Here is a 26588-nt window from a genome sequence, read left to right on the forward strand (position 1 = left end):
TGAGCAAAACCCATTGACACACTTGAAAATTGGGTGGTAAAATTGCCTTGTAGGCGGAGCATGATTCCTGGAAGCAGGATGCAACTGTGAACCTTTTTGGTGGATAGAACGTATCAACGCGATATTAAGCCTGTCCCCGCACTTTCGTGTGGGGGTGTGTTTCGATACCGTTCGGGAGAGCGCTTGCATGGCATGCAAGAGGTCACCGGTTCGATCCCGGTATTCTCCACCAGAAGGAAAAGCACCGCACGGAAACGTGTGGTGTTTTTTGTTGTTACCGACCAAAGGAGAAACTATGAGCTACGCGATCGTATTCAGCAGTAAAACAGGCAACACAAAATTATTGGCAGACACGCTGCACGCCTGTCTGCCACAGGAAAACTGCTGCTATTTTGGCACCCCGGACCCTGCTGCCATGGAAGCGGACGACCTCTATGTGGGCTTCTGGACAGACAAGGGAAACGCTGACGAAAGCACTTTGGACTTTTTGAAGCAGCTGCACGGCAAAAATATCTTCCTTTTTGGCACCGCCGGCTTTGGCGGCAGTGAGGAGTATTTCAACAAGATCCTGAAAAAGGTGGAGCGTTCACTGGACAGGAGCAACACGGTCTTCGGCCGTTATATGTGTCAGGGCAAGATGCCGCTTTCGGTACGCCAGCGGTATGAGGGCATGAAAAAGCAGCCGATTCATCTGCCCAATCTGGATGCACTGATCGAGAATTTTGACAACGCCCTTTCTCACCCGGATGCAGAAGATCTGGAACGGTTAAAGCAGGCGGTAAAATGATAAAAAGGCAGCGGTTTTCCTCAAACAGAGGAAGCCGTTGCCTTTTTTGCTTAGCGGATGATCCTACGCTCCTGCCTGCGGCTCCGCGGTTCTTATCCCACGCTTCTTTTATAAAAGAACAGGTACTGCTGCACGATGCCTGCTTCCAGCCCGAACTGCGGGAACGGGTCCTGCCCGGCAAACTCGTCCCGGATGAGCCGTTCGATCCAGACATCCACCGGCACACGGCCCACACGGCCATAGCCGAACAGACACACGCAGTTTGCCACCTTTTTGCCCACACCGTCCAGTTCCATCAAACGGGCAAAAAGTGCTTCATCGGGCAGGGAAGCCAGCTTCTTCAGGTCCAGTGTGCCCTCTGCCGCCTGCTGCGCCGCATGCAGCACGTAGCGGGTGCGGTAGCCAAGACCGCACTCCTGCAGCGCCTGCTCCCCGGCACAGCAGAGCGCTTCTGCTGTCGGGAACGCATACACCGGCCCTTCGCTATCGCTGCCCAGCCGCTCGCCAAACCGCTCCGAAAGCAGCTCTACCGCCCTGCGGATAGCCGGGATGCTCTTTCGCTGCGAGATGATGAAGCTGACCAGCATCTCCCACTCATCCTGACGCAGCACCCGGATGCCCCGACCATATTCCATGGCACGCTGCAGAAAGTCGTCCCGGCTGTCCAGCTTTCCGCGCAGGGCGGCATAGCTGCGGCCAAGGTCGAAGTAACCGTGCCAGAAGGTATCCCATGCGCCCGGCTCACACCGCACCGTGTAGGTTCCGCTGCGCAGTGGTCTGAGGTAAAGCAGCTGTCTCCCGGAAACAAACCGATACCAGCCCTCCGCCTGCTTCCGGGGGCGAAAGCACTGGCCGCTTTCCAGAATTTTGTCCGGGTCGAAATCATCCCGGATCTGAACCGTTTTCTCTTCCAGCTCCATTGCCCCCATCACAGCTCCAGCTCCCGGTACACTTCGCCTTCCAGCGTTTTCCAAAGGAAAGTCTCCCCTTCCAGTGTCATATAGCTATGTGCACTCCCCTCCTTCGGGATGCTCACAGAACCGGGGTTCAGGTAGAGATTGCCTTCGCCGAACTCTGTCCACGCCGGAATGTGGGTGTGGCCATGCAGCAGGACATCCCCCGGAGCCAGCGGCGGCAGGTTTTTCAGGTTGTGCACATGACCGTGGGTAGCGTAAACGAGCCGCCTGCCCACCGGCAGCACCGCATAGTCGGCCAGAATGGGAAAATCCAGCACCATCTGATCCACCTCAGCGTCACAGTTGCCCCGCACGCACAAAAGCGCCGGCTTCAGCCCGTTCAGGAGCGGGATGACCTCCTTCGGGGCATAACCCTCCGGCAGGTCGTTGCGGGGGCCGTGATACAAAAGATCCCCCAGCAAAAGCAGCCGATCTGCTCTCTCCCGCTCAAACGCTTTGATCATTTTTTTGCAATAAAACGCCGACCCGTGCAGGTCGGATGCGATCATCCATTTCATGGCAGGATTCTCCTTATTTTATAAAGTATCTATTTTTATTTTAGCCTCCCGGTGAAAAATGGTCAAGTCTATAAAAGTCATACTTTATCTGTTTGACCTCTTGACATCTGCCGGAAGCCGTGTTATCCTACAGTTAATAAAATTCGTGTGGATTTTTACAGCAGTATGCTACTTTTCGCCACACAATGACTTCAAAAAAGCCATTGTGTGGCTTTTTTGCGTCTGCTTTTATCTTCGAGCAGTCTCGCCCTGACGATTCCGCGGCTGCAGTAATTCATTCCTTTTCTCTACAGGAGCAATGCAAACACTATGAACGAGACCTTTATGAAAGAAAAACCGGTGCTGCCGCTGTTGGTATCCATGGCGCTGCCCAATGTTATTTCCATGCTGGTGAACAGTCTGTACAACATCGTGGACAGCCTGTTCGTGGCCCGCATCAGCGAAGACGCCATGACTGCGTTGTCGCTGGTGTTCCCGATCCAGAATTTTGCCAACGCCATCGCCATCGGCTTCGGTATCGGCATCAATGCCATGATCGCACTGTACCTTGGCGCGGGCGACCACAAAAAGGCCGAGACTGCCGCCACCCACGGTATGGCGCTGAGCCTGATGCACGGCATTCTCATCACCATTGTCAGCATTGTCATCATGCCGGGCTTTTTGCGCCGGTTCACCAGCGACGCAGGCCTGATCGCATCCGGCATCACCTACTCCACCATCGTATTCCTGTTTGCCACCATCAACATGGCGGCACTGGCCTTTGAAAAGATGTTTCAGGCCGTGGGCCGCATGAAGGTGACTATGGCGGCGCTGATCTTTGGCTGTGTGTGCAATATCCTTCTGGACCCCATCCTGATCTTCGGCCTTGGCCCGGTGCCTGCCATGGGCATTGCGGGTGCGGCCCTTGCCACCGGCATCGGCCAGCTGCTGAGCCTGTGCGTTTACCTTTTCGTTTACGTCCGTACTGAGCTGCCTATCCGACTGCGCCGCAGCTGCCTGCGCCCGGATGCTGCACTGGACGGCAAACTGTATGCCATCGGCGTGCCGGCCATCCTCAATCTGGCCCTGCCCTCTCTGCTGGTTACCTTCCTGAACGGCCTGCTGGCGGGCTTTTCCCAGAGCTACGTGGTGGTGCTGGGCATTTACTACAAGCTGCAGACCTTCCTGTATCTGCCCGCCAATGGCATCGTGCAGGGTATGCGCCCGCTCATTGGCTACAATTACGGTGCCAAACAGCACGCCCGCGTGAAAAAGCTCTACGAACTCACCCTCATCATGAGTGCTGCCATCATGGCTGCGGGCACGGTCATCTGCCTGTTCGCTTCCCGCCCGCTGATGCAGCTGTTCACTTCCAACCCCGAAACCGTCGCCATCGGCCAGACTGCCCTGCGCATCATCTGTCTGGGCTTTGTGGTTTCTGCCGTATCCACCACCTCTTCCGGTGCACTGGAAGGCCTTGGCAAGGGCGCAGAATCGCTGGTCATCTCGCTGTGCCGCTACATCGTATTCATCATGCCGCTGGCCGCTGTGCTGTGCCATTTCCTTGGTGCCAACGGCGTGTGGCATGCATTCTGGATCACCGAAGTGCTGTCCGCCATCGTGGCTTACCCGGTGTACCGCAAGGCAGTTGGAAAGTGCTGAGCCTTCTTGAAAGCGCTGGACGGCGAAGACCGAGTAAAATAAAATAGTTTCAAGCAGTTGAGGGAGAGTTTGCCAAAAATCCTCCCTCTTTTTTGTGCATTTTATTTGACAGTACGCAAAAACTGCGGTAAAATAAGGTGTTTGTTTTCCGGCATTTCGGCTGGAAAAGCGCAATTTAACAGAGGATGTGGGAAAAATATGATCGAGACGATCACGGCCGTCAATCAGGCGGTCAACCAATTCATCTGGGGCGTGCCCGCCATGGTGTGCATCATCGGCGTAGGCCTGCTCCTGAGCGTTCGCACGGGCTTTTTGCAGATCCGCAAATTTCCCTACGCCATCAAGATCACCATTGGACGCATGTTCCGCAAAAAAGACGCTTCCGATGGCGCCATGACTCCCTTTCAGGCAGTGTGCACCGCGCTGGCCGGCACCGTGGGCACCGGCAACATTGCCGGTGTGGCAGGCGCGATCGCCATCGGCGGACCGGGTGCCGTGTTCTGGATGTGGTGTTCTGCCCTGCTTGGCATGTGCACCAAGTTTGCCGAGGTCACGCTGGCGGTGCACTACCGTGAGCGCAGCGAGGCGGGCGAATGGGTAGGCGGCCCCATGTACTACATTAAAAACGGCCTGAGCAAGCATTGGCAGTTTCTTGCTGCGCTGTATTCCCTGTTTGGCGTGCTGACCGTGTTTGGCACCGGCAATGCCACACAGGTAAATACCATCGTTGCCGCTATCGATACCGCTCTGCTGGAGTACGGCGTGGTGGGCGGCGGTGCGCTTTCTACCCTGAACCTCGTGGTTGGCATCGCAGTGGCCATGCTGGTGGCCATGGTGCTGCTGGGCGGCATCAAGCGCATTGGCAGCGTGAGCGAAAAGCTGGTGCCCTTTATGGCTCTGTTCTACATCGTGCTGTCCGTGGGCGTTATGGTGCTGAACTTTGAGCGCCTGCCCTATGTGTTCGAGTCCATCATTGCGGGTGCGTTCAACCCGGCAGCGTTCACCGGCGGCACCATCGGCAGCCTGTTCGTCAGTATGCAGAAGGGTGTGTCCCGCGGCATTTTCTCCAACGAGGCCGGCCTTGGCACCGGCTCCATTGCCCACGCCTGCGCCGACACCAAAAAGCCGGTCAAGCAAGGCATGTTCGGCATCTTTGAAGTGTTTGCCGATACCATCGTCATCTGCACCCTGACTGCCATGGTCATTCTGTGCAGCGGTACCACCGTGAACTACGGCACCGCCGCCGGTGCAGAGCTGACCATCAGCGGCTTTACCACCACCTACGGCGGCTGGGCTTCCATCTTTACCGCCGTGGCCCTGTGCTGCTTTGCTTTTTCCACCATCATCGGCTGGGGCCTGTATGGTTCCCGGTTCCTGGTGTTCCTGTGCCGCAGCGATAAGGTGGCAAAGCCCTTCTTTCTGGTCTACTCCTTTGTGTCCATTCTGGGCGCAACGATGGATCTGGGCCTGCTGTGGAGCATTGCCGATACCTTCAACGGCCTGATGAGCATTCCGAACCTGCTCGCGTTGCTGCTGCTTTCCGGCACGGTGGTCAGGCTGACCAAAGAATTTTTTGCATCGGAGGGCTGATTGCCCACAACAAAAAGAGGCTGCTGCAAGACAGCTCTCCAAAAACATTGTACGAAACCCGGAACTTTTTCAGGGCCAAAACGGCTCCAAAAGGTTCCGGGTCTTTGATTTTTCGCAATTTCCCCGCGCAGGCTGCTACCGCATTTTTTCAATCCCCTTATTCTGCCCGCGTCCGGCTCTTTTCAACCCGGACAGTTCATGTTACAATATATATTAGAAAAAAAAAATGAATCGAGGGAATGAACCTTGGATTTTTATGGTACCATCGGCCCGGCCTGCGCACAGCCGGCGATCTTGCAGCACATGGTGGAAGCCGGCATGACCGGCATCCGCATGAATCTTTCCCACGGGCCGCTAGCGGCGCACACCGACTGGCTGGCCATGATCCGAGCAGCCGGCATCCGCCAGCTGCTGATCGACCTGCAGGGGCCGGAACTGCGCATCGGCACGCTGGCAGAGCCTGTTGCTCTGGTTGAGGGCAGCTCTGTACGCCTTGGCGCAGACGGCGTACCTTGCCCGGCAGCTCTGGTACAGGCGGCTGCGCCCGGGCAGCAGCTTCTGCTGGACGACGGCAAGCTTCTGGTGCAGGTCACACAGGCATTGCCGGAAGCCCTTGTGTGCACCGTGGTGCGCGGCGGCACCCTGCAGAGCCGCAAAAGCATTGCTGCACCGGGCCTTGCGGTGCCCTCGCCTACCCTGACGGAGGAAGACCTGCAGAACCTGAAAATTGCAAAGCAGTGCGGTGTTACCGGTGTGATGCTGCCTTTTGTGCGCGGCAAAGCAGATATTCTGGCCCTGCGCCATGCGCTGGAAGAAGCCGGGGCTGCGGATATCCGTATCTTTGCCAAAATTGAAAACATGACCGGTGTGCGTGCCCTGCCGGAATTCATCCACCTTGTGGATGAGGTGGTGATCGCCCGCGGAGACCTTGGCAATGCCATGCCGCTGTGGGAGCTGCCCCGCTGCCAGAAGCAGCTTTCCGCCGCCTGCCGGGCTGCAGGCGTGCCCTTTATGGTAGTGACCCAGATGCTGGACAGCATGTGCACCCGCGCCGTGCCCACCCGTGCCGAGGTGAGTGACATTTACAACGCCGTGCTGGACGGCGCGGCCAGCGTGATGCTGACCGGTGAGACTGCTGCCGGACAGTACCCGATGCAGGCCATGGAATATCTGGTGCGCACAGCGCAGACAGCCCTTGCCTGACCTTTGCGGAGTTTTTGCGCAAAAGGGATGGCGCATTGTGTCAGAATACGGTATAATAGACGTAAATATTTCTTGTTCAGAAAGGTTTTTTGCTATGGGAATCGTTGTGCTCGGTGCTGTTTTTGTGGATATCAAAGGCTATCCCCTTTCCGCCTATATTCCGGGCGGGCGCAATGCCGGCCGCATTGAGCAGGTACACGGCGGGGTGAGCCGCAATGTGGTGGAGGATATCGCCAATGTAGAGCTGCGCCCTACCTTTGTCAGTCTGGTGGACGACACCGGCATGGGACAGGATGTGATCAACAAGCTGGAGAACCACAAGGTGAACACCAAGTACATCCAGCGCGTGCCGGACGGCATGGGCACCTGGCTGGCCATCTTTGACAACGACGGCGATGTGCATGCAGCCATTTCCAAGCGGCCGGACACCACTCCCCTCACCGGCCTTTTAAAGGAAAAGGGCGACGAGATCTTTGCCGACTGCGATGCCATTGCGCTGGAGCTGGATCTGGAAAAAGATACTGTAAAACAGGTGCTGCACTACGCCAAAAAGTACAACAAAAAGGTTTTTGCGGCCATTTCCAACATGAGTATTGCCATGGAGCGCCGGGATTTCCTGCAGCAGATCGATTGCTTTGTGTGCAACCAGCAGGAAGCCGGGCTGCTGTTCTCCGATGATTACGGCCATCTGGCCCCGGACGAGATGTGCAGGGTTCTGGCCGCCAATGTGCACAGCGCCAACATTCCCAGTATGGTGATCACCATGGGCGGTCAGGGTGCCGTATATGCCCGCGCCAACGGCGAGTGCGGCGTGGTGCCTGCCAAGAAGGTGGATGTGATCGACACCACCGGCGCAGGCGATGCCTTCTTTGCCGGCACCACCATCGGCCTGACCTACGGCAAAACGCTGGCCGAGTCCTGCGAGATCGGCAGCCGGCTGGCCGCATCGGTCATCTGCATCACCGAGAACGTCTGCCCCCGCTTCCGCCCGCTGGAATTCGGGCTGAACATTCCGGTGGTGGATTAAAGTAATATCAGAAAGCCGGGCAGACTGCGGTCTGCCCGGCTTTCTTTTTAGGATTCGGGGAAGAGGTTTATATCATGCTTCCAGCACCTTTTTGCCGGTAACTGGATCAGGGATATCAAGCAACGCCAGAATGATGGCCATGCGGATATACACACCATTGTGCACTTGATCAAAGTAGGCGGCACGCGGGTCGTCATCCACATCCTTTTTGATCTCGTCGATGCGGGGCAGCGGATGCAGCACCGGCATATCCTGCGGTGCCTTCTGCAGCAGCGCTTCGTCCAGCTGGTAGCAGCCTTTCAGGCGCAGGTATTCTTCCTCGTTGAAAAAGCGCTCCTGCTGGATACGAGTCATGTACAGCACATCCAGATGCGGCAGCTCGGCTTCAAGGTCAGCCGTTTCCTTATAGATCTGATGGGTCGGCTCCAGCGATTCATTCTTCACATACTGCGGCAGGCGCAGATCTTCCGGCGAGATGAACACGAACCGGTTGCCCTCAAACTGGCTCAGCGCAGCGGTCAGGGAGTGGACCGTGCGGCCAAACTTGAGGTCGCCGCAGAAGCCGATAGTCAAATGATCCAGCCGCCCCTTGCGCTGGCGGATCGTCATGAGGTCGATCATGGTCTGGCTGGGATGCGCGTGCCCACCGTCGCCTGCATTGATCACCGGCACACGTGCAGAAAGGGATGCCCGCAGCGGTGCGCCCTCTTTGGGGTGGCGCATGGCAATCACATCGGCGTAATTGCTCACCACGCGGGCGGTGTCCTCCACCGTCTCGCCCTTGCTGGCGGAAGAAAGCTGTGCCCCTGCAAAGCCCAGTGTCTTGCCGCCCAGCCGCAGCATGGCCGATTCAAACGAAAGGCGGGTGCGGGTGGAAGGCTCGTAGAACAGGGTGGCCAGAATGCGCCCATCGCACAGGTGGGCATAGGGTGCCGGGTCGGCCTCCATCCGGTCGGCAAGATCCAGAAGGGCCAGCTGCTCTTCCAGAGAAAAGCTGTTGGGCTCAATAAAGTGTCTCACAGCCATTCTCCTTTCAGCACGAACTTCTCGCGCTCGGCTCCGGTGGAGACGAACTGGATCTCATGGCCCAGCTGCTTTTCCAGAAATTCCACGTAAGCCTTGGCCTCTTTGGGCAGCTCATCCCAGCTCTTGCAGCCGGAGATATCCTTGTTCCAGCCTGGCAGCATAGTGACCACCGGCTCTACACGGTCAAGGTCGGACAGCGGGTCGAAGCTGGGGACTTGCACGCCATCCAATGTGTAACCGGTGATCACCGGGATCTCTTTCATGCTGCTGAGCACATCCAGCTTCGTCAGGGCGATCTTGTCCGCGCCCTGACAGGTGAGGCCGTAGCGGCTGGCCACACAGTCGAAGGGGCCGACACGGCGCGGACGGCCGGTGGCCGCACCATACTCGCCGCCTGCCTTGCGCAGCTGTTCATTCCAATCCTCGCTCATGGCGTTCTCGGCGGCAAAGGGGCCTGCACCCACGCAGGTGGAGTAGGCTTTCAGCACGCCCACCACATGGTCAAGACGGCAGTTCGGAATGCCTGCGCCCAGCGGCGCATAGGCTGCCAGCGTGTTGGAGCTGGAAGTGAACGGGAAGATACCGTAATCGATATCGCGCATGGCACCCAGCTGTGCTTCCAGCACGATGCGCTTGCCGCTGTCGTGAGCCTGCTTCAAAAATGCACCCACATCACAGATATACGGTGCAAACTGTCCGGCCTGCATCCGGCACCATTCCAGCAGAGCATCGTAGCTCATGGGTTCCTGATGATAGCAGCCACCCAGCTCCAGATTCTTGGATTCCAGGATCATGTGCAGGCGGTCCTGCACGCGCTTTTCATCCAGATGCAGCAGATCGCCCAGACGCAGGGTCTTTTTGCGGTATTTGTCGCTGTAGGCGTAGGCAATGCCGCGGCGGGTAGAACCAAAGGCCGCACCCTTCTGGGCAAGGCGGTCCTCTTCCAAGCCGTCCTGCACCTTGTGCCACGGCATGGAGATGGTGGCCTTATCTGAAAGTTTCAGGTTTTCTGAGCCTACCTTTACGCCGCGCTCCTCAATGGCATCCATTTCTCCGGCCAGATGGTCGAGGTCGATCACCATGCCCGCACCTAGTACACAGACAACGTCCGGGTGCAGGATGCCGGAGGGCAGCAGGTTCAGGATGAACTTGCCCTGCTCCGTTACAACGGTGTGGCCGGCATTGTTGCCGCCCTGATAGCGGGCAACAACATCGGCATGTTCGGCTAACAGATCGATGACGCGGCCCTTGCCCTCATCGCCCCAATTGATACCAGTAACTGCGGTAAGCATAACTTCTTATTTACCTTCTTTTTCGTTGTTTACAATAGCCTGTACCTTGGTAGGCAGACCATACTTTTGAATTCCCTCTTGCAATTTTTGATTGCGGTGTTATTATACTAGCAAGCAGAGAATGTGTAAAAAGTATCCTGCACATGATCACGATACAAAATTGACATGAAAGAGGGCACGCCGCCATGTATGTGGACTGGGAATATTACAAAATCTTTTATTATGTCGCGAAATATCAGAATTTCACCAAAGCCGCGCGGGTGCTGGGCAACAACCAGCCCAACATCACCCACTCGATGAACCGGCTGGAAAGCCAGCTGAATTGCGTGCTGTTCATCCGCTCCAACCGCGGCGTTACCCTTACCCCGGAGGGTGAACTGCTTTACTCCCGCATTGCATCTGCGGCGGTTCAGATCCAGGATGCAGAAGAAGAGCTGAGCGCCAGCGCCACGCTGGAACACGGTGCGATCAGCATCAGCGCTACCGAAACTGCGCTGAACATCTACCTTGCAGAAAAGCTGCGCGCCTTCCACACGGACTATCCCGGCATCCGCCTGCGCATCTCCAACCACTCCACGCCGCAGGCTTTGCAGGCCGTGAAAAACGGCGAGGTGGATTTTGCCATCATCACCACCCCTGCCGAGGTGGAAAGCGGCCTGAAAATGGTGGAGCTGAAGCCCTTTTATGAGGTGCTTGTGGGCGGCAGGACCTTTACTGCCCTTGCCAGCCAGAACCTTTCGCTGAAGGAGCTGAACAATTATCCGCTGATCTCCCTGAGCGACGAAAGCATGACCCGCGCCTTTTACCGGCAGTTCTTTCTGGATCACGGTGCGGTGCTGAAGCCGGATACCGAGGCTGCCACCACCGACCAGATGCTGACCCTTGTCAAAAGTGAGCTGGGCATTGCGTTCCTGCCCCAGCCCATGGCACAGGATGCACTGGCCCGCGGTGAGATCGTGCAGCTGCATCTGCAGGAGATCATCCCTCAGCGCTCCATCTGCCTTGTGTACGACCATCACCGCCCGCTGAACACGGCAGCCCGCAAGTTCCAGCAGATGCTGACCAAAGCGGCCCCCAAGCGCCCGTAACACAGATAACCGCCGGGCCTTTCCCTGCAAACTGATCTATACGGGACTGTTGCAAAATAGCTCTCTGAAAAAACAATGCACAAAACCCGGAACCTTTTCACAGCCAAATCGGCTTAAAAAAGGCTCCGGGTTTTTGATTTTGTGCTATTTCTTTGTGCAAGTTGCTATCGCATTTTTATTTTGCAACAGTCCCCTGTTTTATTTTTACTTTTCCTGGATCTGTTTGCCGGTGAGGTGTTCAATGGTGATCTCGTAAAGCTGCACGGCCTTGATGTCCAGCGCAATTTCCTTTTCCACCTCTTCCTTGCCGGGGTAATACTTCATGCCAAGCTCCCGCACGCGGGCCTCGGTAGCAGCGGCATCGTCGATCAGATGGCAGCGGCCAAACACCACGGTGCTCTGCACATAAGGTGCCCAGTCGCCCGGCTCAAAGTGTTCGTTGCCGTAAACGGTAAAGCATACCTTATCATTCTGTTTCAGCGCGTCCACCTTCTGGCCGGACTTTGCACCGTGGAAGTAGATTTTGTCGTGCTCCTGATCGTAGTAATAATTTACCGGGATCGCAAAGGGATAGCCGTTGTCGCCGTTCACTGCCAGCACGCCCCGCCGGGACTGCTGCAGCAGGTGCTTTGCAGCTTCTTCCGGGATGGCGCGGCTGGCTCTTCTCATGGGTCTGAACATTTTTGTTTCCTCCATGTATCGCAGGTTTGCGGTGCGCACTCATGCACCCTTGATAATGCGGATGAGGGTCTTATCCAGCTGGATGGTGCGGTTCCACGGGTTCAGGATGATGCCGCTGATCTCCGGCACGGCAAGCGCTGCATCAAACAGCTTGTCTATATCCACAAGAAAGGTGGACTGCACCGGCTCGGCTCCCTTCAGTTCCTCGTCAAAGCTGGTGAATGCATACCACCAGCTTGCGCCATCGGCCGTCCGGATGGCCCGCAGCTGCATCTGTTCACTGCCCAAATTGGGCTCCACCGCCACGACAAGCTGGCCATGCTCCTTTATGCGCCGCCGGATCACGGTAAGGGTGTGGGCCAGCTGTTCCTGTGTGGGCTCCTGCTGCAGGGCGGCTACCGCCTGCTCGATCTTTTCGTTGCCGTTCAGGCCCTTGTCTCTGGGTTGATTCATTGAGGTTGGTTCCTTTCTATTGTATTTTGGCAGAGGGAATAAGCGCAGCTCATCACAGCAGCAGATCGAACAGGCCGATCATTACCGGCATAGACACAATGGAAAGCAGAGTGGTCAGCACATACAGCGCGCTGGAATGCGCCGCATCGCGGTCATAGAGCTGAGCCATGGAGGTAACAGTAGCACAGGCAGGGGTGATGGCGGCAAGGTAGACCGTCATCAGGATGTTCTTGCCGTCGGCCACCCAACTGGATGCATGGCAGACCCACAGCAGCACCAGAACCACCAGCGGACATACCACCAGACGCAGCACTGTGGGCAGATAGTTGCGGCGGGTGCAGAACACCTCCCGCAGCGGCTTTTCTGCAATGGCCATACCGGCCAGCAGCATGCCCATCGGTCCCATCATGTTGCCCACTGTGCTCATGGTATTCTGCAGCGGTGCAGGCAGCACCACACGGAACCAGTACAGCAGTGCACCGGCTGCAATGGCGATCATGTTGATATTGGTGAGCACCTTTTTCCAGTCCAGCGCACTGCTGCCCTGCAAAAGGGAACTGGCGTGGGTCCACAGCAGCACCAGCTGCACAATGATGAATGCGCAGGAGTAAATGACATACGCATCGCCCATCAGAGCCTTGACCAACGGGATCACCAGTGCAGCGGCGTTGCTGTAGATCACATTCACCTGCTCCACGGCATCCAGCTTGAGCGGGCGGCTCAACAGGGCGCTGAGCACCAGCAGCACTACATGGATAGCCGCCGCAATCGCCATGGAGTACAAAAGTCCCTTGCGGATCTCCGGCGTATCGTCGATCTGGAATGCGTTGATGATCACGCAGGGCGTGACCAGATACACCATGACCACCGAGAGCACCCGGCTGTCGCTGGCCTTCAGCAGCCCTACCTTGACCACAGCATAGCCCATGATCAGAATGAGGAACAGCTGTGCGATCTGCTGCATCAATAACAGACTTATCTCCATTGTTTTTTCCTTTCCCCTTCCCTTTTTCAAAACCCAAAGGGAGAGCCGCCTTCCGCAAGGCAGCTCTCCCCTTTTTCTGATTTTATTTGCCGCTCGTCAGCCGCGCCACATGCAACGCCAGATAGGCGGTTTCCTCGTTGGGCAAAAACACGCCGTACTTGCGCAGCACAAAGGTGCGTATTTTTTCCGCGCAGGTCACCGCTGCCGGATAATTCTGCTGCATCTGCTGGAACAAAAAGTCGTCTTCGCTGTCCATCAGTTTGCCGGAGAAGAACCGCTCGGCAAAATACTGCAGGTGGCTCACGAACCGCGCATAGTGGATGCTCTCGGTGCTCACCGGGCAGTGCATACTGTAGGTGACAATGTTGGACAGCTCACCGATCAGCTGCGCTGCCCGCATGGCATCGTAGCCGGCCTGCGGGTCCTGCCGGGCGTTGACGATATGGAAGGCGATGTTGCCTGCCTCTTCGTCCGGCAGCTCGATGCCAAGCTTTGCCTTTACCTTCTGCAGGCCGCGCTGGCCCACCGCGTACTCCTTGGGATAAAAATGCTTGATTTCCCAGAAGATGCGGTTGGTCACCACAAGACCCTTTTGCTGGCGCTCCACTGCAAAATGCAGGTGATCGGTCAGCAGCAGATAGATGTGCGCCGAAAGCTTGACTCCCAGCGACTGCTCTGCGTCGTCCACAATGTCCTGCGTCAGTTCCAGATAGGATGCCGGAATGCTGGAAAACAGCTCCAGCATAGGCTGTGCGTCCGGGTTGGACAATGGAAGGAACACGCGGTCTGAGGGCTGCCGTTCAATGGGCTCGCCCGCCTTGCGGCCATAGCCGATGCCCTTACCCAGCAGGATGGATTCCTCGCCGCTGTCATCCTGCACCAGCACAACACTGCTGTTCAGCACCTTCTGAATGTGCATCGGTCCCTCCTCCTTCCGTTGAAACCTTAAGACTGCCGCTTAGTCCAGATCTTCGCCGTTGGAAGCAATGACCTTCTTGTACCAGTAGAAGCTGTCCTTACGGCTGCGGGCCAGAGTACCGTTACCCATATCATCCTGATCCACATAGATAAAGCCATAGCGTTTGGACATCTGATTGGTGGATGCAGAGATCAGGTCGATGGGTGCCCATGTGGTGTAGCCCCACATCTCAACACCCTCATCGATGGCCTTGCCCATTTCGCTGATGTGCTGGCGGAAGTACTCTACACGGTAGGGGTCGTGGATGGAGCCGTCGGCCTCCACCACATCCTTGGCACCCATGCCGTTCTCCACCACCATCAGCGGCTTGCGGTAACGGTCGTACAGCTCGATCAGGCTGTAGCGCAGGCCCTTGGGATCGATCTGCCAGCCCCAGTCGGTGGAGGGCAGATACGGGTTCTTGACACCCAGCACGGTGTTGCCGGGGGTACGCTCTGCGTTCGGGTCCACAGACTCGGTCATGGTCATATAGTAGCTGCAGGAAACAAAGTCCACACAGCCTGCCTTCAGGGTGGCGGCATCCTCAGGCAGCATTTCCACATGGATGCCCTTGCGCTCGAACATCTTGAGGATCAGGCGGGGGTACTCGCCCCAGACATGCACATCGGCGTAGAACAGGTTTTCCAGATTCTTTGCCTGAGTAGCCAGCTCATCATCGGGTGCGCAGGTGCGGGCATAGGTGGTGAGCTTGGTCAGCATGCAGCCCACCTTGCTGCCGGGGATGATCTCGTGGCAGTCCTTTACTACCATAGCGCTGGCCACCAGCTGGTGGTGCAGGGCCTGATAGCAGGTCTCCAGCATCTTATCCTCGGGCACGCGGCTGGGGATGATGCCGGCGGTGGTGAAGGGGTGACGGATCACGCTGTCCACCTCGTTGAAGGTGAGCCAGTACTTGACCTGATCCTTGTAGCGCTCAAAGCACGCATGGCAGAACTTTGCAAAGCAGTCGATCACGCGGCGATCCACCCAGCCATTGTACTTGGTGGCCAGTGCCAGCGGCATTTCGTAGTGGCTCAGCGTGACCAGCGGCTCGATGCCGTTCTTGTGCATCTCAGCGAACAGGTCGCTGTAGAACTGCAGGCCCTTTTCGTTCGGCTCTGCTTCCTCGCCGGTGGGGAAGATGCGGGTCCATGCAATGGAAACGCGCAGCATGGTAAAGCCCATCTCGGCAAACAGCTTCAGGTCTTCTTTGTAATGATGGTAGAAATCGATGCCGCGGCGCTTGGGATAATAGGTATCATCCGGGTCGGCCATGGCGGCAGCAATGTGTGCGTCGTCCATGGCAACATGGGACTTGTAATCCTTCACGTCGGTGTTGGGCTTGTAGGTGGCAACATCGGCCACGCTGGGGCCTTTGCCATCCACGTTCCATGCGCCCTCTACCTGGTTCGCAGCAACAGCGCCGCCCCAGAAAAATCCTTTGGGGAAACTCATTTATTTGCCTCCAGTTTCAGCAGTGCGGCACCGGGCACCACAGCGCCCTCGGCCACAGTCTTGATGGTGAACTCATCGGCGTTGGTCACGACGATGGGGGTAGTTACATCATAACCGTCTGCTTTGATTCCGTCAAGGTCAAACTTCATCAGCAGCTGGCCCTTCTTGACAGTCTCGCCGTCCTTGACCTGCGGATCAAAGCCCTTGCCATCGCGCTTGACGGTGTCCATGCCGATGTGCATGAGCAGTTCAGCACCGGCATTGGTCTTCATGGAGATGGCGTGCTTGGTGCCGAACACGGACTCGATCACGCCGTCAGCGGGAGCGTACAGCTCACCCTTCTCGGGCACCACGGCAATGCCGTCGCCCAGGATCTTCTGGGAGAAAACTTCATCCTTGACCTCTTCCAGAGCAATGGCCTTGCCCTGCAGGGGGCTGCTGATGGTGGAATCCGCAGCTGCTGCGTCTGCAGCAGTCTCGGGAGCGGGTGCAGCGGTCTCATCCTCTGCGGGGGTCTCGTCCTTATACAGGAAGAAGGACAATGCGAAGGAGGCCACAACAGAGATCACCAGACCAACTGCAGCCCACAGGATGTTCTTGCCGTTATCCGGGTCAACGAACATGGCCATGCCAGCCAGACCGGGGCCCATGGCAACGAATGCCTTGACCTTCATCAGGCCAACGAACAGACCGCCGATGAAGCTGGAGACCACAACGGACATCATGACCTTCTTGTGCTGCAGGGTAACACCGTACAGAGCAGGCTCGGTGATGCCGAACAGGCCGGAGATGCCAGCGGAGATCGCGGTAGCGCGCAGGTTCTCGTCCTTGGTCTTCAGAGCAACACCCAGGCAGGCACCGCCCTCGGAAATGTTGTGTGCCAGAGAAGCAGGCATGTACAGCATTTCAAAGCCGGGGTCAGAAATAGAAGCAACTGCGTAGGGGACCAGAGCCTTGTGCATGCCCATGGAGATCATGAAGGGCAGCACGGCAGCCAGCAGAGCAACGGCCAGCCAGCCCAGCGTGTTGTACAGAGCCAGGATCACAGTGGTCAGCAGGGCACCGATGTTGTAGCCCAGAGGTCCGAGGACGACCAGTGCCACAGGGAAGCCGATGCCAAAGCACAGCATGGGCACAAAGAACACGCGGATGGCCTTGGGGCACCACTTGTTGGCCCACTTTTCAATAAAGGACATGAAAATGACGGTCAGGATGGCCGGGAATACCTGTCCGCCATAAGCGATGTTCTGCAGCTTGATGCCGAGGAAGTAAGCACCGCCCTCGGTAGCCAGCAGAGCGGAAACGCTGGGGTGGATCATGGCAGCAGCCAGAGCCACAGACACCAGCTTGTTGCAGTTGAACTTGGTTGCAGTGGTGAAGGCGACCATGACGGGCAGATAGTACAGAGCTGCATCTGCCACGCCGACGAACACCTTATAGGCGATATCTCCGCTGCTCATCAGGCCCAGAGTGCTCAGCAGCACCATCAGAGCCTTCAGAACGCCTGCACCTGCAATGGCGGGGACCAGCGGCTGGAAGATGCCGACCATGTAGTCCAGAATAATGTCGCCGATCTCTTTTTTGCCCTTGGGGGCAGCGGGAGCTGCAGCCTGACCTGCGTTGAAGGTGCCCAGCTTGAGCAGCTCATCGTACACTTCGATGACATCGTTGCCGATGACCACCTGACACTGCGGGCCGCTGGAAATAACGCCCATAACACCGGCAGTCTTTTTCAGGGCTGCAGCATCCACCTTGGAGGTGTCTGCCAGAGTGAAGCGCAGGCGGGTGGAGCAGTGCTCGACCTGCACAACGTTCTTCTCGCCGCCAACCAGACGCAGCACGTCGGAGGCAGTCTGCTTGTAGTTCTTCATTTTGTTCTCCTTTATCTTGTGTGTGGTGGCATTTCCCTGCCGCCCGGCCGAAGCGGACAAAAGAAAAAAGACCCAACAGAATGACCCCGTGTACAATTTCTCCCGGAATCATAGTATCTGGCTACAATTCACCCAAAAGAAAAGGTATTCGTCATTCCATCAGATCCTGCCTGCATTACCAGTAACATGTCCAACTGGATATTGTGGTATTAGTATATCAATCCTCTTTTCGTTTTTCAATATGACTTTTTCACAAAATAACTCTTAAAAAATTATGAAGTTCGTATATTCATTTGTTTTTTCACATAGCTGTCGGTGTGTGCTCGTGTACTCCTTTCACCGCCTGCACTGATGCCGGCCGCACATCTTGCGCACCGCGCCGCCGCTTGTTATAATAAGTGTAACGATCTGTTTATTACTTTTTACATACAGGAGGTACAATCCATGCGCATTGCTTACGAGACGATGCTGGCCGAATTTGAGCGGGTCCTGACCAAATACGGTTTCAGCCCAAAGCGTGCCCACGAAGCAGCCGAGATCTTTGCCCAGAACAGTCTGGCCGGCGTGTTCAGCCACGGGTTGAACCGCTTCCCCCGCGTGGTGGAATACCTGCGCAAGGGCGAGATTGATCCCGCCGCTGAGGCCGAGTGCATTGCCAGCTTTGGTGCCATGGAGCGCTGGGATGGCAAGCGCGGCTTTGGCCCTCTGAACGCCAAGCACGCCATGGACCGTGCCGTAGAGCTGGCACATCAGTTCGGTATTGGCATGGTGGCGCTGGGCAACAACAACCACTGGATGCGCGGCGGCACCTACGGCTGGCAGGCCGCAGACGCGGGCTGCATCGGCATCTGCTGGTCCAACACCTGCCCCAACATGCCTGCATGGGGCGCAAAGGACAACCACATCGGCAACAACCCGCTCATTCTGGCCGTGCCGCGCTCGAACGGGGAGCACATCATGGTGGATTGTGCCCTGAGCCAGTTCAGCTACGGCAAGCTGGAAACGATGCGTCTGGCCGGCAAACAGCTGCCTGTGGTAGGCGGCTACGATGCAGACGGCAGCCTGACCACCGACCCCGCTGCCATTGAAGAGACCCGCCGCATGATCCCCATTGGCTACTGGAAGGGCAGCGGTCTTTCCATCCTGCTGGATATGATCGGTACTATCCTGACGGGCGCAAACTCGGTGGCAACGATCGGCACCTTTGGCGATGAAGTGGGCCTGACCCAGATCATGATCGCCATTGATCCTGCAAAGTTCCAGTCCGCCGACCTCACCGATGCCGTCATTGATGCCATTGCCGCCGATGTGGCATCCAGTGAGCCTGCAGAGCCGGGCCGTGAGGTGCGCTGCCCCGGCATGGGTGAGCACCGCAGCCGCAAGGAAAACATGGAGCTTGGCATCCCGGCAGCCGAGGAAAAGTGGGCCGAAGTGCTGGCGATGTGATGCAATGTTAAAAGGGGTGTCTCTTCGGCAGACAGAGAGACACCCCTTTTCTTTTATCTGTGGTTTTCCGCAAATATCCGGCCCAGCTGGGACAAGATATCATGCGGCAGCATTCCGTACTCGCCAAGCGCAGCAGCGGCACGGTCGGCAGCGGCACCGTGCAGATACACCGCGCAGGCCGCAGCTTCGTATGCAGGCAGGCCGCAGGCCAGCAGGGCCGCCGTCATACCGGCCAGTACATCTCCGCTGCCGCCCCGGGCAAGGCCTGGGTTTCCGGTAGGGTTTGTGCACACGCGGCCATCCGGTGCAGCCACCACGGTACGGCAGCCCTTGAGTACCACCACAGCGTTCCATTTTTCTGCATACTGGCAGGCAGTATTTTCACGGTCCGCATTGATCTGCGCCACCGAAAGCCCGGTGAGCCGGGCCATCTCGCCGGGGTGCGGGGTCACGATCAGCTCTCCCGCCGGGTGCGGCAGCGTTTTGCCCTCGGCCAGCAGCTGCGCGGCGGCGTTCAGGCCGTCCGCATCCAGCACCGCGCTGCCTGCAAAGCCGGGCAGCAGCTTCTGCACCAGCGTGCGTGTTTCGGCCGCGCGGCCTGTGCTCTGGGCTGTACCGCCAAGGCCCGGGCCCAGCAGCAGCACCGTCGCCTTCTGGCGCTGGAGCTGTGGAATGCTCTCCGGTGAGATGCCGCCTTCGGCCCCCACCACGCAGGGACACAGGCAGCATTCCGGCAGGCGGGCCACCGCAGCTGCCAATACCGGCTCCACGCTGGCCAGCGTTACAATGCCCGCACCGGTGCGCAGCGCACCCTCGGCAGCCAGCAGGGCCGCACCTCGGTAATATGCGCTGCCTGCCACAGCCAATACGGTGCCAAAGCTGCCCTTGTGGCTGTCGCGCGGGCGCGGCGGGATGTTGTGCCAGACAAATTCGGATGTGATCTCGGTTGACATTTTATGCTTCCCCCTGCACCAGTTTGCGGATCTGCTTTTCCACATTCTGCACTTCCTCATGGAACATGCGGGCGGAGACACGCAGCGCGCCGTGGCCCAGAATGATGATCTGCTCCATGCCGTCGGAAGTAGCCACACGCACCCGCCGCCCCTTGCCGATCTCATGAGTAACGTGCTCGATGAACATATCTGCGGTTTCGGCTTCCTTGGTGTAGACCACATGGATATTGTGGTACTGCTCAATGCTGCCGGGGCTGCCCGGCACACGATAGGCATCGAATACAAGAATAAGATTGCACTTCTGGTAGCCCTGATAGTTGCACAGAATATCCATCAGCTTGTGGCGGGCCGCTTCCAGACTGTCCTTTGCAAGGGCGTTCAGCTCATCCCACGCAAAGATGATATTGTAGCCGTCCACCAGCAGATATTCGGGCAGGATTTCCCACTGCTGGGCATCAAAATCCGGGCGTTCCCGCTTTTGCACCGGGCGGAATGCCGCCAGCGGGTCCCGTTTGATGGGGCCATAGGTGCGCTCGAAGATTTTGAGCAGCTCGGCATCCTCTTCCAGTGTTGCGCGGTAAGCCGCTGTCCGGCGCTGGGGCACGGCCTGCGTCTCCTGCTCCGGGCTTTTGCTTTTTCCCCAGCCGCTGTCCACATGCATGTGGCTGCGCACCTGATCCCAAGGCACCACAAAGCCCGCGCCATGGGCACAGAACACCGAATCTGCCGGGTTGTCAAGGTCGTGCTCCGGCTCGTAGCCCACAGCTTCAATGATCTCCGCCGCATTGTGGCAGGGCCGGTAGCCGTCCAGCGTCAGGGTCAGGTGTCCCCGGCCCCGGGTATAGCCCACCACCTCCATGGGGTAGCTGCGCATGGTGGCCACCGGTGCAAAACCGGTGAGCACAGCAGCCTCTTCCCCGCTCTCTGGCGGGTCAAAGCTGCCCTCCATGCGCTGGATATCGGTCATGGCACGGCCAAGGTTTTCCACCGGCACTTCCAGCCGAAAGGCATACCATGGCTCCAGCAGCTGGCTTTTGGCCAGCATCAGGCCCTGCCGCACCGCGCGATAGGTGGCCTGCCGGAAATCTCCGCCCTCCGTGTGTTTAAGATGGGCGCGGCCCGCAATGAGGGTGATCTTCACGTCCGTCAGCGGCGCACCGGTCAGCACGCCAAGGTGCTGCTTTTCTTCCAGATGGGTCAGCACAAGGCGCTGCCAGTTCTTGTCCAGCACTTCTTCCCGGCAGTCGGCGGCAAACTGCATCCCGCTGCCGCGGGGCAGAGGCTCCAGCTTGACATGCACCTCTGCATAATGGCGCAGCGGCTCGTAGTGGCCCACGCCCTCCATAGGCTCCGTGATGGTCTCCTTGTACAGAATGCCGCCGGGGCCGAACTCCACGTTCAGGCCAAAGCGCTCTGCCAGCAAACTGCGCAGCACTTCCAGCTGCACCTCGCCCATGAGCTGCACATGGATCTCGCCCAAAGTCTCGTTCCATACCACATGGAGCTGCGGCTCCTCTTCTTCCAGCCGGTGCAGCTTGCCCAGTGCCGCGTGCACATCAGCCCCCTCCGGCAGCAGCACCTGATAGCTCAGCACCGGTTCCAGCACCGGCACATCGCTGTCGCGTTCCGCGCCAAGGCCCTCGCCCGGGCGCGCCTTGGTCAGGCCGGTGACGGCGCACACCTGCCCCGGGCCGATGGCTTCCGCCAGCGTATACTTTACGCCGGAGTACAGCCGCAGCTGGTTTGCCTTTTCCTCCCACGGCTCACCATCTGCTTCGCCGGAGAGCTGGGCCTTTACCTTCAGTTCGCCGCCAGTCACGCGCAGCCATGTCAGGCGCGTGCCCTGCTCATCCTGCGACACCTTAAACACCTTGGCACCAAAGGCATCCAGCGCGGGAGCCGGACGGGTATAGCGGTCAATCCCGTCCAGCAGAGCGTCCACGCTTTCCAGTGCATCGTTTTCGGTACGCCGCAGCGCCGAACCGAACCAGCACGGGAACACATGCCGGCGTGCAACGGCCGGGATGATGTCCGCATCGGTCAACTGCCCGGCATCCAACATCCGGTCCATCAGGTTTTCGTCACACAGGGCCAGTGCTTCGTCCCGGTCGGCCTGCGGCACATCAAAGGCCACAAAACCCTCGCCCAGACGGTGGTTCAGCTGGGCGAGCAGCTCTTCCCTGCTCTTGCCGGGCAGATCCATCTTGTTCACGAACACAAAGGTGGGCACATGGTAGCGCCGCAGCAGCCGCCAGAGCGTCTCGGTGTGGCTCTGCACACCGTCGGTGCCGCTTACCACCAGCACAGCATAGTCCAGCACCTGCAGGGTGCGCTCTGTCTCGGTAGAAAAATCCACATGGCCGGGGGTGTCCAGCAATGTGATATCCGTATTGCCCGCCGTCAACAGGGCCTGCTTAGAAAAGATGGTGATGCCGCGCGCTTTTTCAAGCGTGTCGGTATCCAGAAAGGCATCCTTGTGATCCACACGGCCCAGCTTGCGGATCGCGCCGGAGCGGTAGAGCATGGCTTCCGAAAGGGTGGTCTTGCCGGAGTCCACATGGGCAAGGATGCCCAGAACGATTTGTTTATGCGTTGTTTCCATCCGCTTCTCCTACAATCAAAAATTCATTTTTATTGTAGCACGGATGGGGAAAAAGAAAAGTTTTTGATTTAGAATGGGGTCGAAACCCAAAAACGCAATTTATCTTATCGGCTTTTCGCGTGAAAAAACAGCTCTGGAAAATCCGCAGATTTTCCAGAGCTGTAAATATAAGAATAACAATTCCGCTATTCATAGCCAAAGCGAACGCGTCGGCCATTTTAACGGTCAATTACTCCACAATGATGCTCTTGCCGGTCATTTCAGCAGGCACGGGCAGACCGATATACGGCAGCATGGTGGGTGCGATGTCGGCAAGGCAGCCGCCCTCACGCAGCTTCACATCGCCGCAGCCAACAGCCACAAAGGGCACCACGTTGGTGGTGTGTGCGGTGAAGGGGGTGCCGTCCGGGTTCATCATCTTCTCGGCGTTGCCGTGGTCGGCGGTGATGAAGGCGCAGCCGCCGGCCTTCAGCACAGCGGACACCACCTGATCCACAGCGGTATCTACAGCCTCAACGGCCTTGACCGCAGCATCGAACACGCCGGTGTGGCCGACCATATCGCAGTTTGCGAAGTTCAGGATCACCACATCGTACTTGCCGCTCTCGATGCGCTTGACGCACTCGGCAGCAACCTCGGGGGCGCTCATCTCGGGCTTCAGGTCATAGGTGGCGACCTTCGGGCTGGGGATCACGCAGCGGTCCTCGCCCTCGTAGGGAGCCTCCACGCCGCCGTTGAAGAAGAAGGTGACATGAGCGTACTTCTCGGTCTCGGCAATGCGCAGCTGAGTCTTGCCATTCTCGGACAGGTACTGGCCCAGAACGTTCTTCAGCTCCACAGGCGGATAGGCGACCTCGCAGTTGGGCATGGTGGCATCATATTCGGCCATGCAGACATAGTTCACCTGCTTGCGGCCGCCGCGGCGCTCAAAGCCGGTGAAAGCATCGTCGCAGAAGATACGGGTCATCTGGCGGGCACGGTCGGGGCGGAAGTTCATGAAGATGACGGTGTCGCCATCCTGCACGCGGCCGCCCTCACAGGTGACGCAGGGCAGAACGAACTCATCGGTCTTGTCTGCTGCATAGGAAGCCTCGATGGCCTCGGCAGCGTTGGCGGCATGATTACCCTCGCCGTAGACAAAGGCAGCATATGCCTTCTCTTCACGATCCCAGTTGTTATCGCGGTCCATGGCGTAGTAACGGCCGGAGACGCTGGCGATCTTGCCGATGCCCAGCTCGTCCAGCTTGGCCTGCAGATCGGCCAGGAAGCCCTTGCCGGAGTGCGGGTCGGTATCGCGGCCATCGGTGATGCAGTGCAGGTAAATGTTCTTTGCACCCAGATGTTTTGCCATTTCCAGCACGCCGAACCAGTGGTCTGCGTGGCTGTGCACACCGCCGGTGCCCACCAGACCCATCAGATGGATGGCCTTGCCGGCATCGATGGCAGCCTTCATGTTCTTGACCAGAACCGGGTTCTGGAGCATCTCGCCGTCCTTGATGGACTTGGTGATGAGGGTGAGCTGCTGGTACACGATGCGGCCAGCGCCCATGTTGGTGTGGCCAACCTCAGAGTTGCCCATCTGGCCCTCGGGCAGACCGACGGCCATGCCGGAAGCGTTGATGGTGGTCATGGGATATTTTGCCATCAGAGCATCGAGGTGGGGTTTCTTTGCGGCAACCACAGCGTTGCCGAAGGTCTCCTCCGGCACCCAGCCGAAGCCATCCATGATGCACAGAAGAACAGGTTTCTTTGCCATAAAATTGAATCTCCTTTGAATTTAACAAATCAGCGCCCGGCACAGCGCTGGAAATGCGGCGCAGCCGGGCGCTGAAACAGCTGATTTAAACCGTCGATCAGCCCTTGGTGGCTGCGTTGACGATCACTGCAAAGTCGGGAGCCTTCAGGGATGCGCCGCCGATCAGGCCGCCGTCCACATCCTTTTTGCTCAGCAGCTCCTCGCAGTTCTTGGCGTTCATACTGCCGCCGTACTGGACAGTGGTAGCCTCGGCAACTGCCTCGCCGTACACCTCGCCGATCACCTTGCGGATCTGGCCGCAGACTTCCTCAGCCTGATCGGCGGTAGCGGTCTTGCCGGTGCCGATGGCCCAGATGGGCTCGTAAGCGATCACAACATTTGCCATCTGCTCAGCGGTCACATCACGCAGAGCGATCTTGGTCTGCATACGCACCAGCTCTTCGGTCACGCCCTCTTCGCGCTGCTGCAGGCTCTCGCCCACGCAGATGATGACCTTCAGACCGGCGTTCAGAGCAGCCAGAGCCCGCTTGTTCACGGTCTGGTCGGTCTCGGCGAAGTACTGGCGGCGCTCAGAGTGGCCCACAATGACGTACTCCACGCCCAGATCTACCAGCATGTCAGCGCTGATCTCGCCGGTAAAAGCGCCGGACTTCTCGAAGTGGACATTCTCAGCACCCACATGGATGTTGGTGCCCTTGGTCTTTTCCACAGCGGTGACCAGATCGGTATACGGGGTGCAGATGACTACCTCGCAGCCTGCGTCCTGCACGGCGGGGACCAGCTCGTCCACCAGAACAGCAGCCTCGGAGGCAGTCTTGTTCATCTTCCAGTTGCCTGCAATGATAGCCTTACGCTTTGCCTTATCCATGATACTCTATCTCCTTTATTTACCTTCTATCGTGCAGAAAGCTCTGCACAAACAAAAAGATGCGGCGGCGCTAAAGCCGCCGCACCCATTATGATGCCGGGATCAGATTATGCGTTCTGAATGACTGCGATGCCGGGCAGCTCCTTGCCCTCCAGATACTCCAGAGAAGCGCCGCCGCCGGTGGAGATGTGGGTCATCTTGTCGCCCAGACCCATCTGCTGCACAGCTGCTGCGCTGTCGCCGCCGCCGATCACGGTGGTAGCGTCGCTCTCAGCCATAGCCTTTGCAACTGCCAGAGTGCCAGCTGCCAGAGTGGGGTTCTCGAACACGCCCATGGGGCCGTTCCACACAACGGTCTTGGATGCCTTGACAGCATCGGCAAACAGCTTCATGGTCTCGGGGCCGATGTCGCAGCCTTCCATGTCAGCCGGGATCGCGGTGACGGGAACAACAGTGGTCTCAACCGGAGCGTCGATGGGATCGGGGAAGTCCTTGATGCAGACAGCATCAACGGGCAGCAGCAGCTTCACGCCCTTCTCCTGAGCCTTGGCCATCATCTCCTTGCAGTAATCCAGCTTGGAATCGTCGCACAGGCTCTTGCCGACCTCGTAGCCCTGAGCCTTGACGAAGGTGTAAGCCATGCCGCCGCCGATGATCAGGGTATCGACCTTCTCCAGCAGGTTGGAGATAACATTCAGCTTGTCTGCGACCTTTGCGCCGCCCAGAATAGCGGTGAAGGGACGAACGGGATCGTTCACAGCGTTGCCCAGATACTTGATCTCCTTCTCCATCAGGTAGCCGACAGCGGTATCCTTGATGAAGTCGGTGACACCTGCAGTGGAGCAGTGTGCACGGTGGCAGCTGCCGAATGCATCGTCAACATATGCATCAGCCAGAGAAGCCAGCTCTTCGCTGAACTCAGGCATGTTCTTGGTCTCTTCCTTGCGGAAACGGGTGTTCTGCAGCAGAACGACATCGCCGTTGTTCATGGCAGCAACAGCAGCCTTTGCGTTCTCGCCCACAACGTTGTCGTCGTCAGCAAACACAACGGTCTTGCCCAGCTTTGCGCTCAGAGCCACAGCAACGGGTGCCAGGCTGAACTTTGCCTCGGGGCCGTTCTTGGGCTTGCCCAGATGGCTGCACAGGATGACCTTTGCGCCATCGTTGACCAGCTTCTGGATGGTGGGCAGAGCTGCATTGATGCGGTTCTCGTTGGTGATCACACCGTCCTTCATCGGGACGTTGAAATCGCAACGGACAAGCACCTTCTTGCCGCAGTAGTTCTGATCGTCGATCGTCTTCTTACCTAAACCCATGGTAATAAACTCCTCTCAAGTTTTAATTTCTGAACTAGAGTTTCGCTCGCATTCGGGGGATCTTGCCCCGTTACTCTACTATTATAAACAAAAACCGTGCACATTGCAAGGTAGCA

The 26588-nt window shown here is 57.8% G+C and carries 22 protein-coding genes; 7 read left to right on the forward strand and 15 right to left on the reverse strand.

Translation table 11 applies throughout. The annotated features are described in order from the left end of the window. The first annotated feature begins 295 nt into the window (after nucleotides 1–295). The gene (bilS, locus tag PXT33_RS10035) at nucleotides 296–787 is read left to right on the forward strand and encodes a flavodoxin family protein BilS (RefSeq protein WP_005945663.1); all 492 of its coding nucleotides are present in this window, start codon (nucleotides 296–298) and stop codon (nucleotides 785–787) included. A 92-nt stretch (nucleotides 788–879) separates the two neighbouring features. Here the strand turns inward: bilS and PXT33_RS10040 are convergent, their stop codons facing one another. Both PXT33_RS10040 and yfcE read right to left on the reverse strand, forming a co-directional pair. Further along, nucleotides 880–1716 (reverse strand): DNA-3-methyladenine glycosylase, encoded by an 837-nt coding sequence (locus PXT33_RS10040; RefSeq protein ID WP_005945661.1) that lies wholly within the window; start codon nucleotides 1714–1716, stop codon nucleotides 880–882. Then, entirely contained in the window at nucleotides 1716–2261 is a 546-nt protein-coding gene (gene yfcE / locus PXT33_RS10045; RefSeq protein WP_005945659.1) for a phosphodiesterase, read from the reverse strand. Before yfcE ends, PXT33_RS10040 begins: the two co-directional genes overlap by 1 nt. 309 nt (nucleotides 2262–2570) lie before the next feature. Here yfcE and PXT33_RS10050 point away from each other — a divergent pair, with 309 nt between their 5' ends. From PXT33_RS10050 to PXT33_RS10065, 4 genes are all read left to right on the forward strand, one after another. Beyond that, a complete protein-coding gene (locus PXT33_RS10050; protein WP_097775315.1) occupies nucleotides 2571–3902 on the forward strand; it encodes an MATE family efflux transporter in 1332 nt (443 codons plus the stop codon). Between the two features lie 198 nt (nucleotides 3903–4100). Continuing rightward, a complete protein-coding gene (locus PXT33_RS10055; protein WP_332376460.1) occupies nucleotides 4101–5492 on the forward strand; it encodes a sodium:alanine symporter family protein in 1392 nt (463 codons plus the stop codon). A 246-nt stretch (nucleotides 5493–5738) separates the two neighbouring features. After that, nucleotides 5739–6695 carry a pyruvate kinase gene (gene pyk, locus PXT33_RS10060; RefSeq protein WP_097775314.1) on the forward strand — a complete coding sequence of 319 codons (957 nt, stop codon included), beginning with the start codon at nucleotides 5739–5741 and terminating at the stop codon, nucleotides 6693–6695. A gap of 94 nt (nucleotides 6696–6789) precedes the next feature. Beyond that, nucleotides 6790–7722, forward strand: coding sequence for a carbohydrate kinase family protein (locus PXT33_RS10065; RefSeq protein ID WP_097775313.1), 933 nt, complete (start codon nucleotides 6790–6792; stop codon nucleotides 7720–7722). A gap of 72 nt (nucleotides 7723–7794) precedes the next feature. Here the strand turns inward: PXT33_RS10065 and pyrB are convergent, their stop codons facing one another. Next, nucleotides 7795–8742 (reverse strand): aspartate carbamoyltransferase, encoded by a 948-nt coding sequence (gene pyrB, locus PXT33_RS10070; RefSeq protein WP_044954226.1) that lies wholly within the window; start codon nucleotides 8740–8742, stop codon nucleotides 7795–7797. After that, nucleotides 8739–10040 (reverse strand): adenylosuccinate synthase, encoded by a 1302-nt coding sequence (locus tag PXT33_RS10075; protein ID WP_294647607.1) that lies wholly within the window; start codon nucleotides 10038–10040, stop codon nucleotides 8739–8741. The genes pyrB and PXT33_RS10075 overlap by 4 nt, the downstream gene beginning before the upstream one ends. A 185-nt stretch (nucleotides 10041–10225) precedes the next feature. Between PXT33_RS10075 and PXT33_RS10080 the strand changes: the two genes are divergently transcribed. Then, nucleotides 10226–11128: a LysR family transcriptional regulator gene (locus tag PXT33_RS10080; protein WP_332376461.1), complete on the forward strand. Its 903-nt coding sequence runs from the start codon at nucleotides 10226–10228 to the stop codon at nucleotides 11126–11128. Between the two features lie 204 nt (nucleotides 11129–11332). Here the strand turns inward: PXT33_RS10080 and PXT33_RS10085 are convergent, their stop codons facing one another. From PXT33_RS10085 to PXT33_RS10110, 6 genes are all read right to left on the reverse strand, one after another. After that, nucleotides 11333–11809 (reverse strand): pyridoxamine 5'-phosphate oxidase family protein, encoded by a 477-nt coding sequence (locus PXT33_RS10085; RefSeq protein ID WP_044954198.1) that lies wholly within the window; start codon nucleotides 11807–11809, stop codon nucleotides 11333–11335. A gap of 39 nt (nucleotides 11810–11848) precedes the next feature. Further along, nucleotides 11849–12262, reverse strand: coding sequence for an SseB family protein (locus PXT33_RS10090; RefSeq protein ID WP_332376462.1), 414 nt, complete (start codon nucleotides 12260–12262; stop codon nucleotides 11849–11851). 52 nt (nucleotides 12263–12314) lie between these two features. Next, nucleotides 12315–13247, reverse strand: a complete 933-nt coding sequence (locus PXT33_RS10095) for an AEC family transporter (RefSeq protein ID WP_005945635.1) — start codon at nucleotides 13245–13247, stop codon at nucleotides 12315–12317. Nucleotides 13248–13329: 82 nt separating this feature from the next. Further along, nucleotides 13330–14166, reverse strand: a complete 837-nt coding sequence (locus tag PXT33_RS10100; protein ID WP_005945634.1) for a PRD domain-containing protein — start codon at nucleotides 14164–14166, stop codon at nucleotides 13330–13332. Between the two features lie 39 nt (nucleotides 14167–14205). Next, the gene (locus PXT33_RS10105; protein ID WP_005945633.1) at nucleotides 14206–15660 is read right to left on the reverse strand and encodes a glycoside hydrolase family 1 protein; all 1455 of its coding nucleotides are present in this window, start codon (nucleotides 15658–15660) and stop codon (nucleotides 14206–14208) included. Then, nucleotides 15657–17531, reverse strand: a complete 1875-nt coding sequence (locus PXT33_RS10110) for a beta-glucoside-specific PTS transporter subunit IIABC (protein WP_332376463.1) — start codon at nucleotides 17529–17531, stop codon at nucleotides 15657–15659. The genes PXT33_RS10105 and PXT33_RS10110 overlap by 4 nt, the downstream gene beginning before the upstream one ends. Nucleotides 17532–17975: 444 nt before the next feature. Between PXT33_RS10110 and yiaK the strand changes: the two genes are divergently transcribed. Next, nucleotides 17976–18977: a 3-dehydro-L-gulonate 2-dehydrogenase gene (gene yiaK / locus PXT33_RS10115; protein ID WP_120080152.1), complete on the forward strand. Its 1002-nt coding sequence runs from the start codon at nucleotides 17976–17978 to the stop codon at nucleotides 18975–18977. A 53-nt stretch (nucleotides 18978–19030) separates the two neighbouring features. Here yiaK and PXT33_RS10120 read toward each other — a convergent pair whose 3' ends face one another. The 5 genes from PXT33_RS10120 to PXT33_RS10140 form a co-directional block, all read right to left on the reverse strand. Beyond that, on the reverse strand, nucleotides 19031–19930 hold the full coding sequence (locus tag PXT33_RS10120; protein ID WP_120080150.1) for an NAD(P)H-hydrate dehydratase: 900 nt from the start codon (nucleotides 19928–19930) through the stop codon (nucleotides 19031–19033). Between the two features lies 1 nt (nucleotide 19931). Next, on the reverse strand, nucleotides 19932–22532 hold the full coding sequence (locus tag PXT33_RS10125) for a translation factor GTPase family protein (RefSeq protein WP_332376464.1): 2601 nt from the start codon (nucleotides 22530–22532) through the stop codon (nucleotides 19932–19934). Between the two features lie 229 nt (nucleotides 22533–22761). Further along, nucleotides 22762–24288 (reverse strand): 2,3-bisphosphoglycerate-independent phosphoglycerate mutase, encoded by a 1527-nt coding sequence (gpmI, locus tag PXT33_RS10130; RefSeq protein ID WP_332376465.1) that lies wholly within the window; start codon nucleotides 24286–24288, stop codon nucleotides 22762–22764. A 97-nt stretch (nucleotides 24289–24385) separates the two neighbouring features. Then, nucleotides 24386–25156 carry a triose-phosphate isomerase gene (gene tpiA / locus PXT33_RS10135; RefSeq protein WP_005945612.1) on the reverse strand — a complete coding sequence of 257 codons (771 nt, stop codon included), beginning with the start codon at nucleotides 25154–25156 and terminating at the stop codon, nucleotides 24386–24388. A gap of 107 nt (nucleotides 25157–25263) precedes the next feature. Continuing rightward, nucleotides 25264–26472, reverse strand: a complete 1209-nt coding sequence (locus PXT33_RS10140; RefSeq protein ID WP_005945608.1) for a phosphoglycerate kinase — start codon at nucleotides 26470–26472, stop codon at nucleotides 25264–25266. Between the last annotated feature and the right edge of the window lie 116 nt (nucleotides 26473–26588).

It is taken from the genome of Faecalibacterium taiwanense, assembly GCF_036632915.2.
Classification (GTDB): Bacteria; Bacillota; Clostridia; order Oscillospirales; family Ruminococcaceae; genus Faecalibacterium; species Faecalibacterium taiwanense.

What these genes read in the sequence shown, in the direction of transcription:
- bilS (WP_005945663.1), top strand. Translation starts at nt 296, where the DNA reads ATGAGCTACGCGATCGTATTCAGCAGTAAAACAGGCAACACAAAATTA.
- PXT33_RS10040 (WP_005945661.1), bottom strand. Translation starts at nt 1,716, where the DNA reads ATGGGGGCAATGGAGCTGGAAGAGAAAACGGTTCAGATCCGGGATGAT.
- yfcE (WP_005945659.1), bottom strand. Translation starts at nt 2,261, where the DNA reads ATGAAATGGATGATCGCATCCGACCTGCACGGGTCGGCGTTTTATTGC.
- PXT33_RS10050 (WP_097775315.1), top strand. Translation starts at nt 2,571, where the DNA reads ATGAACGAGACCTTTATGAAAGAAAAACCGGTGCTGCCGCTGTTGGTA.
- PXT33_RS10055 (WP_332376460.1), top strand. Translation starts at nt 4,101, where the DNA reads ATGATCGAGACGATCACGGCCGTCAATCAGGCGGTCAACCAATTCATC.
- PXT33_RS10065 (WP_097775313.1), top strand. Translation starts at nt 6,790, where the DNA reads ATGGGAATCGTTGTGCTCGGTGCTGTTTTTGTGGATATCAAAGGCTAT.
- PXT33_RS10075 (WP_294647607.1), bottom strand. Translation starts at nt 10,040, where the DNA reads ATGCTTACCGCAGTTACTGGTATCAATTGGGGCGATGAGGGCAAGGGC.
- PXT33_RS10080 (WP_332376461.1), top strand. Translation starts at nt 10,226, where the DNA reads ATGTATGTGGACTGGGAATATTACAAAATCTTTTATTATGTCGCGAAA.
- PXT33_RS10085 (WP_044954198.1), bottom strand. Translation starts at nt 11,809, where the DNA reads ATGTTCAGACCCATGAGAAGAGCCAGCCGCGCCATCCCGGAAGAAGCT.
- PXT33_RS10090 (WP_332376462.1), bottom strand. Translation starts at nt 12,262, where the DNA reads ATGAATCAACCCAGAGACAAGGGCCTGAACGGCAACGAAAAGATCGAG.
- PXT33_RS10095 (WP_005945635.1), bottom strand. Translation starts at nt 13,247, where the DNA reads ATGGAGATAAGTCTGTTATTGATGCAGCAGATCGCACAGCTGTTCCTC.
- PXT33_RS10100 (WP_005945634.1), bottom strand. Translation starts at nt 14,166, where the DNA reads ATGCACATTCAGAAGGTGCTGAACAGCAGTGTTGTGCTGGTGCAGGAT.
- PXT33_RS10105 (WP_005945633.1), bottom strand. Translation starts at nt 15,660, where the DNA reads ATGAGTTTCCCCAAAGGATTTTTCTGGGGCGGCGCTGTTGCTGCGAAC.
- PXT33_RS10110 (WP_332376463.1), bottom strand. Translation starts at nt 17,531, where the DNA reads ATGAAGAACTACAAGCAGACTGCCTCCGACGTGCTGCGTCTGGTTGGC.
- yiaK (WP_120080152.1), top strand. Translation starts at nt 17,976, where the DNA reads ATGCGCATTGCTTACGAGACGATGCTGGCCGAATTTGAGCGGGTCCTG.
- PXT33_RS10120 (WP_120080150.1), bottom strand. Translation starts at nt 19,930, where the DNA reads ATGTCAACCGAGATCACATCCGAATTTGTCTGGCACAACATCCCGCCG.
- PXT33_RS10125 (WP_332376464.1), bottom strand. Translation starts at nt 22,532, where the DNA reads ATGGAAACAACGCATAAACAAATCGTTCTGGGCATCCTTGCCCATGTG.
- gpmI (WP_332376465.1), bottom strand. Translation starts at nt 24,288, where the DNA reads ATGGCAAAGAAACCTGTTCTTCTGTGCATCATGGATGGCTTCGGCTGG.
- tpiA (WP_005945612.1), bottom strand. Translation starts at nt 25,156, where the DNA reads ATGGATAAGGCAAAGCGTAAGGCTATCATTGCAGGCAACTGGAAGATG.
- PXT33_RS10140 (WP_005945608.1), bottom strand. Translation starts at nt 26,472, where the DNA reads ATGGGTTTAGGTAAGAAGACGATCGACGATCAGAACTACTGCGGCAAG.